General features: G+C 34.1%; 6 protein-coding genes and 1 pseudogene. 5 read left to right on the top strand and 2 right to left on the bottom strand.

Features of this window, described 5'->3' with window-relative positions; translation table 11 throughout:
* Positions 1-14: 14 nt before the first annotated feature.
* From recJ to VKJ25_RS09870, 3 genes and pseudogenes are all read left to right on the top strand, one after another.
* Positions 15-1,859 (top strand): annotated as a pseudogene (recJ, locus tag VKJ25_RS09860) (single-stranded-DNA-specific exonuclease RecJ); the annotation flags it as partial.
* Positions 1,860-2,997: 1,138 nt separating this feature from the next.
* Positions 2,998-5,208, top strand: a complete 2,211-nt coding sequence (locus tag VKJ25_RS09865; RefSeq protein WP_324236457.1) for a serine/threonine phosphatase — start codon at positions 2,998-3,000, stop codon at positions 5,206-5,208.
* A gap of 199 nt (positions 5,209-5,407) precedes the next feature.
* Positions 5,408-6,625 carry an FHA domain-containing serine/threonine-protein kinase gene (locus VKJ25_RS09870; RefSeq protein WP_324236458.1) on the top strand — a complete coding sequence of 406 codons (1,218 nt, stop codon included), beginning with the start codon at positions 5,408-5,410 and terminating at the stop codon, positions 6,623-6,625.
* Positions 6,626-6,890: 265 nt separating this feature from the next.
* Here the strand turns inward: VKJ25_RS09870 and VKJ25_RS09875 are convergent, their stop codons facing one another.
* Both VKJ25_RS09875 and VKJ25_RS09880 read right to left on the bottom strand, forming a co-directional pair.
* Positions 6,891-7,109 carry a DUF4327 family protein gene (locus tag VKJ25_RS09875; RefSeq protein WP_324236459.1) on the bottom strand — a complete coding sequence of 73 codons (219 nt, stop codon included), beginning with the start codon at positions 7,107-7,109 and terminating at the stop codon, positions 6,891-6,893.
* Between the two features lie 640 nt (positions 7,110-7,749).
* Positions 7,750-8,808 carry an HlyD family secretion protein gene (locus VKJ25_RS09880; protein ID WP_324236460.1) on the bottom strand — a complete coding sequence of 353 codons (1,059 nt, stop codon included), beginning with the start codon at positions 8,806-8,808 and terminating at the stop codon, positions 7,750-7,752.
* Between the two features lie 803 nt (positions 8,809-9,611).
* Here VKJ25_RS09880 and VKJ25_RS09885 point away from each other — a divergent pair.
* Positions 9,612-9,842, top strand: a complete 231-nt coding sequence (locus tag VKJ25_RS09885) for a hypothetical protein (protein ID WP_324236461.1) — start codon at positions 9,612-9,614, stop codon at positions 9,840-9,842.
* A 610-nt stretch (positions 9,843-10,452) separates the two neighbouring features.
* Positions 10,453-10,665 (top strand): hypothetical protein, encoded by a 213-nt coding sequence (locus VKJ25_RS09890; RefSeq protein WP_324236462.1) that lies wholly within the window; start codon positions 10,453-10,455, stop codon positions 10,663-10,665.
* Positions 10,666-11,023 lie beyond the last annotated feature (358 nt).

Raw genomic sequence — 11,023 nt, forward strand, 5'->3', positions numbered from 1 at the left:
ACTATAAATTAAAGATGTCTGAACAAAAACTTTCTTGGCAAATTCCTGTGTATGATCATCTCCCTCATTCATTCATTGAATGTGTCAAAAATTATGCTCCAAAATTATCAGGAAAATATCTAGCACAATTATTATGGCAGCGACAAATTAAAGATACTAAAAATATCGCAGGATTCTTAGATTCAAAAAAATATAAACCAAGCAGTTCCTTTGAATTTGGTTTAGAAATTAATAAAGCTATAGAAAGAATTATCTCTGCTAGAAATAATCAAGAAAAAGTTGCTATCTGGGGAGACTTTGATGCAGATGGAATTACTTCAACATCCGTACTTTGGGATGGACTAGGAGAATTTTTCGAGAAAAATCATCAACTAACTTATTATATTCCTAATAGATTTACAGAATCTCACGGTTTGAACTTTGACGGAATAGAACGCTTATCTAAAACAAATTATAGTTTGATAATTACCTGTGATACAGGAAGTACAAATATTGCTGAAATAGAATATGCAAATACTTTAGGAATAGATATAATTGTCACTGATCATCACACCCTTCCCCCAGAACGTCCGCCATTATTTGCTATTATTAATCCTCGCTATTTTTCCCCCGATCATCCCCTATATAATTTGTCAGGAGTTGGAATAGCTTATAAACTTATCGAAGCACTTTATTTAACCTATCCAGAAATACCTAAACTTCCCCTCACAGAATTATTAGATTTAGTAGCTATTGGTTTAATTGCTGACTTAGTTCAACTAACAAATGATAGTCGTTATTTAGCACAAATAGGTATTGCCAAATTAAGTACACAATTACACACAACTACTAGACCAGGTGTTGCTAAACTATTAGAATTGTGCAAAAAAACAGGCGATCGCCCCACAGATATTTCTTTTGGTATTGGTCCAAGAATTAATGCTGTAAGTAGAATTATGGGAGATGCTAGTTTTTGTGTGGAACTTTTAACCAGTCGTGACTCTCAAAATTGTCAAAAATTAGCGTTAGAAACGGAAATAGCTAACTCTAGGCGCAAATCTATACAAAAAGAGGTGGCTGAAGATGTTGCTAAAAAATTGACAAAATTAGACCTTTCTACTACTCATGTTATAGTTCTCACTGATACTCAATGGCCTGTTGGTGTGTTAGGATTAGTTGCTGGCCAAATAGCTCAAGAGTATGGTCGTCCTACTATTTTATTGAATGAGGAAACGGAAGCTACTAGAACTTCTGAAACAAAATTATTAGCTCGTGGTTCTGCTCGTTCTGTTGGTACAATAGACCTCTATGAATTAGTAAAAAATCAGGCACATTTATTAGATAGATTTGGCGGTCATCCTTTTGCTGCTGGTCTGAGTTTGCCAGTAGAAAATATTCCGATATTTACAGATGCTATTAATCATTTATTAGGACAAACATTAGGGGTAAGTTTTAACCAAACCTCTATACTAGAAGTAGATTTAATTGTGACTGTATCTGAGTTAGGTAAAGATTTATTTCAAGAACTGAAACTTTTAGAACCTTGTGGTATTGGAAACCCCGTGCCTAAACTTTTGATTCAAAATTGTTGGTTTACTGATGTTTGGCATCGGAACCAAAAAGATTTATGGGGTAATAAGGTTAGATATATTAAAACAAATTTTGAGATTTGCGATGAGTCTATAGGTAAGGGTTTTCCTGGTATTTGGTGGGGTCATTATAAAGATGAAGTTCCGGAAGGAATATGTGATGCGTTAGTGGAATTAGATTTTAATACTTACGAGAAACGTTATGAAGTTCGACTTATTGCTGTACAGTCTAGTTGTCAAGATACTCAGGTTATTGTATCGAAACCTGTTGATTGGATATTGGACTGGCGTGGAGAAATTCAAAATTCAAAATTCAAAATTAAGAAGTATTTTCCTACTGTGGGAAGTCAAAATTCCCAATTGAATAATTCTAACTATAGTTCCACAGATTTACCTAAAGAAATGGAAAGTGGAAAGTTCCCAAAAGAAAACTATTGCGCTATAGAACACTTTCACTCATATTTAGCAGAAAATGAAAGCTCAAAATTGAATACTTCCAACAATAGTTCCACAGATTTATCTAAAGAAATGGAAAGAGGAAAATTGCCAAAAGAAAACTATTGCGCTATAGAAAAGTCTCACTCATCTCTAGCAAAAAATGAAAGCTCAAAAATTAATCATCCTAACTATCGTTCCACAGATTTACCTCCAGAAATAGAAAGAGGAAAATTGCCAAAAGAAAACTATTGCGCTATAGAACACTTTCACTCATATTTAGCAGAAAATGAAAGCTCAAAATTGAATACTTCCACAGATTTATCTAAAGAAATGGAAAGTGGAAAATTGTCAAAAGAAAACTATTGCGCAACAGAAAACTATCACTCATATTTAGCAGAAAATGAAAGCTCAAAATTGAATAATTATAATTATCGTTCCATAAATAAATCCAATGAAAAAGACTTAATTATTCTCACAGAATGTCCTACAAACTGGAATGACTTACGCATCTGGTTCCGCAGAGCTATAAATCAACAAAAAAAACTAGCGATCGCCTACTCCCAACCTCCTAATACCCCCCCCGTAGACATCTGGCAAAAACTCTTAGGAATTGCCAAATATCTCAGTCGTACTGGTCAACCTATAACTCGTTATCAACTCCTAAAAAAATTAAGTATTAGTGATGCCACTCTCAAATTAGGATTTAAAGCAATACCACATTTTGGTTTTAATGTCAAGTCAAAAGATAGATATCTTTATATAATTCGGAATCCCACCCAAAATCAAAAATTAGAAACCTTATCCCAAAAAGTCCAAAAGTTCTTAGCAGCAGTATCAGAAGAACAATTTCGGAAAAAATACTTTTGTCAAGTCCCTCTAAAAACAATAGAAACAATTGCAGCCCAAACAATTTTAGAAGAGACTAATACCTCTATTCCCTTCTAGTTGCTTTACAATAAATTGAAGTTGTGACATAAAATTACCCATAATTATGCTCATCTGTCCCCAATGTGAGTTTGAAAATCCTAACAATAATAAATACTGCCAAAAATGCGGTAAATCCTTAACCCACAAGAATTGTTATAAATGTGGGTCAAAAGTCTCCTTGACCGATCTACAATGTCACAACTGTGGGGCCGATACGGGTCAAGTATGGAAGGCCATTATTAATAAAACTTTGTCCTTAGAGGCGAGTGCCCATCAAACAGAGATTAATCTAGAGAAACTAGACCAAGAAGAATTTGTTGTCGAAGAAATTTCCTTAACTAAAGAGTCAGCAGCAGATACCATTGATAATGAAGAAAAAGAGTCTGAAGAAATCATCAAACTCTCCGAACTTTTTGAGGAGAAAATTAGTACAGAAAAAATTATAGAACCTAGTAAGACTCTAGCTATATCACCTTCAGATATAGAATCCGTAAATCCTCCATTAGAAACAATAACTGAAGTTGATAATCAAACCCAGGATATAGAAGATTCAGATAATTCAAAATCAACAAATGTGGATATCCTCAGCCAAATTCCTGAAGTAACAACCACAGAAAATGAATCATCCCTAAATAGTACAGAAAATATTTCAAATATATCAGAAAAATACTTAGATTCTGAAGAACGCTACCAATTATTAGAAACTATACCAATAAACAACCAAGAACAAACAATAGTTGTACAAGTATTAGATCTTTATCCACTAGAAAACACCCCAATTAGAGCTTGGTTGAAAAATAACTCTCAAAAAAGATTTAAACAAAAAACTCCCGAAATGGAAGCCTTAATTGTTCCTATGATTGCCCAACCATACATAAATTTATATAGCCAAATACCCCAATATTTGCCAGAGATTCATGATAGTTGGCGATCGCCAGATCAAGAAATATTACTTGTAACAGACTATAGCAGTTGGCCAAAATTAGTAGATTTCTGGAAAACTGAAGATATCTCCCAACAGCAGATTTTATCATGGTTACAGCAAATTACAGAACTTTGGGTAGTCTTAGCTCCCTGCAATTCTTGTCAAAGTATAGTAGAATATGACAACCTCCTAGTGAATCAAGCTGAGAATAACTTGATTAAGTTACAACGCTTATACTTAGAACCTGATGAAGAAAAAAATGATATTAATAACTTAATGCTATTCTGGCAAGGGCTGTTTGAAAAATCCCAACGTACACACTTTAGTTGGATAACAGATTTATTTCAAGGTTGGCAGAATGGCGAAATACAAACTATCGAAAAATTGCGATCTTATTTAATGAATACTCAAAACAGTTTACAACCTCAACCAATTTCTAAATCTTCACCGACAACTTTGCAAATAGATGATTCTGCTTCAAAAGTAGTAGATAATATTGAGACTCAAGATACTCAACTTTTACCAACACAACTAATTAGTTTAGAAAGTTCAGGTAAAACTAATGTAGGTACTCAACGTGACCATAATGAAGATGCTTTTGGGATTCAAACTCAAATAGAAAGTCAACAAACAACTACCGAAAAAATTATTCAGGCAAAAGGAATTTATATACTTTGTGATGGTATGGGAGGGCATGCTAGTGGAGAAATAGCTAGTCAGTTAGGGGTAGACACAATTAAACAATACTTTAACACTGAAGGTAATTGGTTCGTAGATATGCCTTCAGAGGAAACAATTCGTACAGCAATTCTCAAAGCAAATGAAGTAATTTACGATATTAACCAGCAAGAAATCCGTTCTGGTAGTAGTCGTATGGGTACTACTTTAGTTATGGCAATGATTTACGATACAAAATTAGCTGTCGCTCATGTAGGAGATAGTCGTCTGTACCGCTTTTCTCGTAAGGGAGGTTTAGAACAAATTACTTTAGATCATGAAGTAGGTCAAAGAGAAATCAATCGAGGAATTGAAGCAGAAATAGCTTATGGTCGTCCTGATGCTTATCAATTAACTCAAGCTTTAGGACCACGAAATGAAAATTTTGTGAGACCTGATATCCAGTTTTTGAATTTAGATGAGGATAGTCTATTAATTTTAGCATCTGATGGTTTAACAGATAATCAGCTTTTGGAAAACAATTGGCAAACTCACCTCGAACCACTTTTAGATAAAAAGGCTGATTTGGAGTTGGGTGTAAATAAGTTAATTGATTTGGCAAATCAGTATAATGGTCACGATAACATTACAGCAATTGCGATCCGTGCCTTAGTTAAACAGCAACAAGACTAGAGCTGCTCTACTGATAAAAGAATCAACAGTTAATCATAGCAAGATGCAATAATTGCGTCAAGTTTTTATCACAGTTAATTTCAACTGAAAGCCCTGGAAATTATAACTTATGACTTCTAAATCCTGACTCTTAACTATCACCAAAATATTATAACTGAAATAGGATTGCTATATTAATTATTAAAACTATCTATAAACTGTGATTAGGTTAACCCTCCTAGACCCTCAAAAAAATACTCCTATAAAAAAATGGGACTTTCAGAGAGAATCAATCATAAAAGTTGGTCGTTCTCCTGACAATCATATTGTTTTATCTGATACTTTAGTTTCCCGATACCATCTAGAACTACATAGAGTATCAAAATCCGTAAATCTTTGGCGCATAATTAGCCAAGGTACAAATGGAACTTTTGTCAATGGAATTTTGATGTCTCAGGGAATTGTTTCTGATGGTTCCCTGATACAGTTGGCAAGAAGTGGCCCAATTATCAAATTTCAAGTCCAAACTCCTACTGCTCCCCAAAACCCCAAAAAATGTTGTCCCCGTGCCGAAGATAACCCTCCAGGAAATTTATTTTGCATCTATTGTGGTCAACCAATTCGGGTTGAACGTAGTATTCGTCAGTATCAAGTATTGCGGACATTGGGTCAAGGTGGGATGGGTACTACCTATTTAGCATGGGATCGGAAGCAACATAATTTACAGGGTATAGATGCTTCCCCTACTGCTTCTCTAGTGGTACTCAAGGAAATGAATGCTGACATGGCTCAAATTATGAAAGCTCAAGAATTATTTGAGCGAGAAGCTAAAGCACTAAAATCTTTGAATCATCCCGGTATTCCTAAATTCTTCGACTTTTTTGTGGAAGAAGACAAGAAATATTTGGCAATGGAAATGATTCATGGTCAAGATTTGGAGAAACGCATTGTTACTCAAGGTCCAATTTTGCCACAACAAGGAATAGAGTGGATGATTCAGACTTGCGAGATTCTAGAATACATTCATTCTCAAGAACCTCCACTTATTCATCGGGATATTAAACCTGCTAATCTTCTAATCCGCCGCCGTGATAATCAGATCGTGGTTTTAGATTTTGGAGCAGTCAAAGAAATTGGAACACCTTTAGGTACACGAATCGGTGCAGAAGGTTATAGCGCTCCCGAACAAGACCGCGGACAACCTTTGACTCAATCTGACTTGTATGCGGTGGGTGCAACTCTGATTTTTGTGCTGACCAGTCAAAGTCCTATGAAGTTTTATGACAATCGTGGTGATGGTTATCGGTTTCATATTGAAAGCGTTCCCACCATTACACCACAACTACGAGAGGTGATTGAAAAAGTTACACAACCACTCCCTAGCGATCGCTATCAAACTGCTCCAGAGTTAGCAGAAGCACTAAAGAATTGTCTGTAACATTATAGTGTTCTACTTAACTAAAGCAATGGGGGTTTTCGGTTGGGGAAACTCCCAACTGTGATTTATATATAAGAAGATATCACCTCTTAATGTTTTGATAACAATCCTCTTTTCTGTATCAGATTTTATATTTAACAGCTCGCAGTGTTAATTTTTCTTTTTCCTATCCCGTCTTTGTTTTCTAAATTCAGCAATATCCTGATAAGTATGGTCTTCATTATAAAGAAGAGGTAATAATTATTAATTATTAATTATTATTCAACTAATCTTCTTCCCAAGCTTCTACAGCTAACAGTTCACTAACTGGATCTTGCATAGAAAAACCAAACTCTTGTAGTTCTTTTTTCCAAAAGTGCCATTTATCACCAAAAAGTAGGGCAATTTTCCAGATACTATCTGTTGGCTTGATTATATTAGATTTGACAAGGGAATTCACCTGACGCTGGAACTTGTCCATCGGGTGCATAACCTTTTGGTTCATAATACCTCTTGATTTTTTTGAAATTCTGCTTACAGCTACCCCTCTCCTTCTCACTTTTACCGATTTGAGGACTTTTCGTGGCCTTGAGAGAAGTAGTTTGTATTCTTATAATCTAGAATACTTAGTTTCTTTTGGCAAGACATTATAAGTAAAACTAAATCATTGAAAATGAATGGTGATCTTTGTTTATACTTCCTGGATTTTTATTTGTTTTGCTACTTGAATAAATTGTATTAATGTGATATACGAATCTTAATTTTGAGGGAATAGAGAATAGAGAATAGGTAAGAATTTCGGAGGTTTTCATTTGCTTTTTGATTTGTCACAATCAATTAGGAAATAGACCTCTCCAGAAAAAACGAAGCAGGGAGCAGGGAGCAGGGAGCAGGGAGCAGGGAGCAGGGAGAAATAATTGATAACTTCTGCACGATAATTGATTTTACTTTTTATTATTGGAGATGCCTAATAGGGAATGGGGAACACTTAACTGGAAGACAGGTCGATTACTTTAACGTTGCAATGACAACTGTTCAACTGGATTCATATAATATCATGTCCGAATAAACTGATAACCGATAACTGAAATGACCCGGTACATCATTTTTCTGAAATCTGCTGTATTCAACCGCACATGATATTACTAAAAGTCAGTTAATAGTCTAACCTTTCTGAGAACAAAAGTTAATACAGTTTCCTGAGAATAGATAATATCAGCTCTTCCTTCCATTCCTGGTTGAATTGGATATTGACGATCACTTTTGACTAAATAAGGTTGTTCAGGTTTTATGATCGCCTCATAATAAGCTTCTTGTAGCACTTCTGGAGTGATAGCATCTGGAGATATTGAACTGACAGTTCCTTTGAGAATACCATAATCAGGAAAAGGATAAGCTGAAACCCGAATCTGTACAGGTTGACCGACTTTTACCCTGGCGATATCTGCTGCTGTCACTCTACCTTTAAATACTAAAGGTGCGTTACTGGGAACAATTTGAGCGATCGCTGTTCCTGTTTCGACAGTTTGTCCAGGATTGCGTAAAAATAACTTAAGTATAGTACCATTTGCCGGGGCGATAATTACACTATGGTCAAGCTTGGTATTTATCTGTTCTAGTTTTGTGTCACCAACAGTCAATTCTTTAATTAGTTCGGTTCGCTTGACTATTAGATCGCGTCTATCTTTAGCAAACTGTTGAGCAAGTTGAGGTAAAGATTGGGATAGTTTTAAAATAGCTGAATCAATAGATGAATCATCTATCTTAGTTGATGGCTGAAAATTCTGAGGTTTAGCAGTAGCTAAAATTTGCACTTCTAGAGCAGATATTTGTTGATTAATTTGCTCTAGTTCCATATTGCACTGTTTTATTTTTTCTTCCAGTTGACTTTTTTTACGGTTGAGAGTGGATTCATCTATGCGTGCGATCGCATCTCCCATCTGAACTACTTGATTTTCACTTACTTCTATACTGTCAACTTTACCCTCTGTTAGGGCTTGAACAATTCTTATATCTCCTGTTGGTCGAGCAATAGCTTCAGTTCTGACAGTAGGATTATATTTGATTACACTCATTAGAGCAATAGCTGCACTAAATGTTCCTAGTAATAACATTCCCCCTATTTTATTCCAACGACTCATAGGAGGGAGAAATTCATCACTTTCTAGGGGTTGTAATTCTATAGAATCAGAATTATTAAACATAATTAATTTTTACTTACTAAAATAATTTTTTTGAGATTAAATTGAGAAATTAATATTATTTGGATTTACGCAGAAACCTGGTTTCTTTGGAGAAATTTTGGGGTTTGAGCAACAATATTGCAGTAATAAACCCGATTTATTGGTTGCTTTGCGTAAGTAGTAATTTTGCCTCCAAAAGCAATTTTTAACTTCAGCTTACTAAAAATAAAAGAAATAACATAAATAATCCGGAGAAAGTTAAAACTCGTAGATATTAAGGTTAAAGTTAATACTTCACAGAAAATTATCGTGGGAGTTGACAAAAATCCGGATAGTGCAAATTATTTGGGAATATAAACTAAAATTCCTTGAGGATTTGTAGAAATCAGCAAAGATTATCAATATTTTCTCAAAATTATAGCAATCCTGTTTGAGTCGTGTATAAGATGTCATTGCTTTTGAGGAATGGTTAAGGGTTATACAAATTCTCATGTATTATTGCTATACTTGAGTAATACTTCAGTCATCAAATAATTAACACAAACCAAATTATTTTTTGCCAATTTTAGCTAAGTTAATGTGGATTTTTCTGATGTTTACTTCTCCCCCACTCCCTTACTCTCCTACTCCCCTGCTCAATCAAATGTAGAAAAATTTTTGAGAAATGGTATTAATAGGTAGGAATTTCAGTTTTTTATTTACTTTTTGATTTGTCACAACCTATAACTGTAAGAAATGATTTGCGATCAAAAAACTATAGGGATTTGGAGAGCAAACCCCTACAATAAAATCTTACAACTTAATTTAGGATTGCTATATAAACTATGAGGGAATTCATCATGCAAGAATCTCAACCAAAGCAACTTTTTACAGAATTAAATTTAGAAGAATCTACCAAAATAAATGGTGGTTATAATGAAAATAATCAATATCGCCTGAATTTTTTAGGGTTTCAACTTTGTCCTCGGAGTTATTACAAATATAACCGTTATTCTCCTGAATATAAACCTTACAGTTCTAATTATTATAAAGGAAATATAAAAGGCTATTACTAAAATAATTTCAGTTATTAGTTATCAGTACCTTATTCTCAAACTAAGGGCTTAAAAAACTGAATTATTTTCATCACTTTGAGAGAAGAAGTTTGAAGATTTATCTATTGGTCATATTTTCATAATTCTTATTTATTTTTATATTTTATGTAGTAGGCTTGAATGGCTATAAAACCCTGCAAATGTTGTATAATTTCATCTTTTGGATAAGTTCTAATTTTTTAATTTTCAACAAATCAATCTGAGATTATTCTATTTAAGTAAAAATTATTTAATTCAGTATCTATCCGGATATTGCTAACTAACCAGGAAGAATAGAACGGTAAGCATTCAGCTATTAGCACCTCACCAGTCAGCTCTTAGTTTTTTTTAATGAATGAAGTAAGTCAAGCGTTCTTGCAACTTCAACTTCTACTTTTCAACTATATATCTGAGCTTTTAACCCATATAATTTATAGCTGGAAATTATAGATGTTTTTCAGAAGTGGATAGCTGTTTCGCTACGCGACATGAAAAGCGAAGCTCCTCTGTTTGCGAAGCATTCGGAAGGAAAAGAGGCTAGCTGAGTGCTGAATGCTTACATAGAATGCAATTAAGTTTGAGGAAAATATCTATGGAAGAAACTCAAAATAGCGAACTATTTTCTAACCTTTCTACTGAAAAATCCGCTACTATTAATGGCGGTCATTATTACAATAATTACGGTTATGGTCGCTCCGTATATTACTATAATCGTCCTATTATTAACCATCATTATCGTAGTTACAACCACCGTTATAATCGCCCTATCAGTTATAGCTACCAACGCAATTACAATTGCTACTAAAAATTAGCAAAAAATATCCTGAAACTTTAACTAAACTCAAGAATAATCTATTAAAAATAACGAGATAGTTGAATCAATAAATCCTAAGGATTCAGCACTCAGCGAGCAGCTATTAGCTTTTGTAGTTAACCTATAATTTTCTGTCCTAAAATAATGAAAAATAGAAGTTAAAACCAAACTCAATTCATTCATTAAAAAGGGCGTTGCTAACGGCTAATTACTAATAGATGGATGCTTAGATAAACTATCTTATTCATTGAATTAAATCCCAAGCAAAAACGATGCAAGAAACTCAAAATAACGAACTCTTTTCTGATATTTCTACTGAAGAATCTGCTGCTATTAATGGTGGTCATGG

Source organism: Okeania sp., from assembly GCF_035285525.1.
Classification (GTDB): Bacteria; Cyanobacteriota; Cyanobacteriia; order Cyanobacteriales; family Microcoleaceae; genus Trichodesmium.

Bases quoted from the DNA above. Each gene is read 5' to 3' on its own strand.
- VKJ25_RS09865 (WP_324236457.1), top strand. From the start codon at position 2,998: ATGCTCATCTGTCCCCAATGTGAGTTTGAAAATCCTAACAATAATAAA.
- VKJ25_RS09875 (WP_324236459.1), bottom strand. From the start codon at position 7,109: ATGAACCAAAAGGTTATGCACCCGATGGACAAGTTCCAGCGTCAGGTG.
- VKJ25_RS09880 (WP_324236460.1), bottom strand. From the start codon at position 8,808: ATGTTTAATAATTCTGATTCTATAGAATTACAACCCCTAGAAAGTGAT.
- VKJ25_RS09885 (WP_324236461.1), top strand. From the start codon at position 9,612: ATGAGGGAATTCATCATGCAAGAATCTCAACCAAAGCAACTTTTTACA.
- VKJ25_RS09890 (WP_324236462.1), top strand. From the start codon at position 10,453: ATGGAAGAAACTCAAAATAGCGAACTATTTTCTAACCTTTCTACTGAA.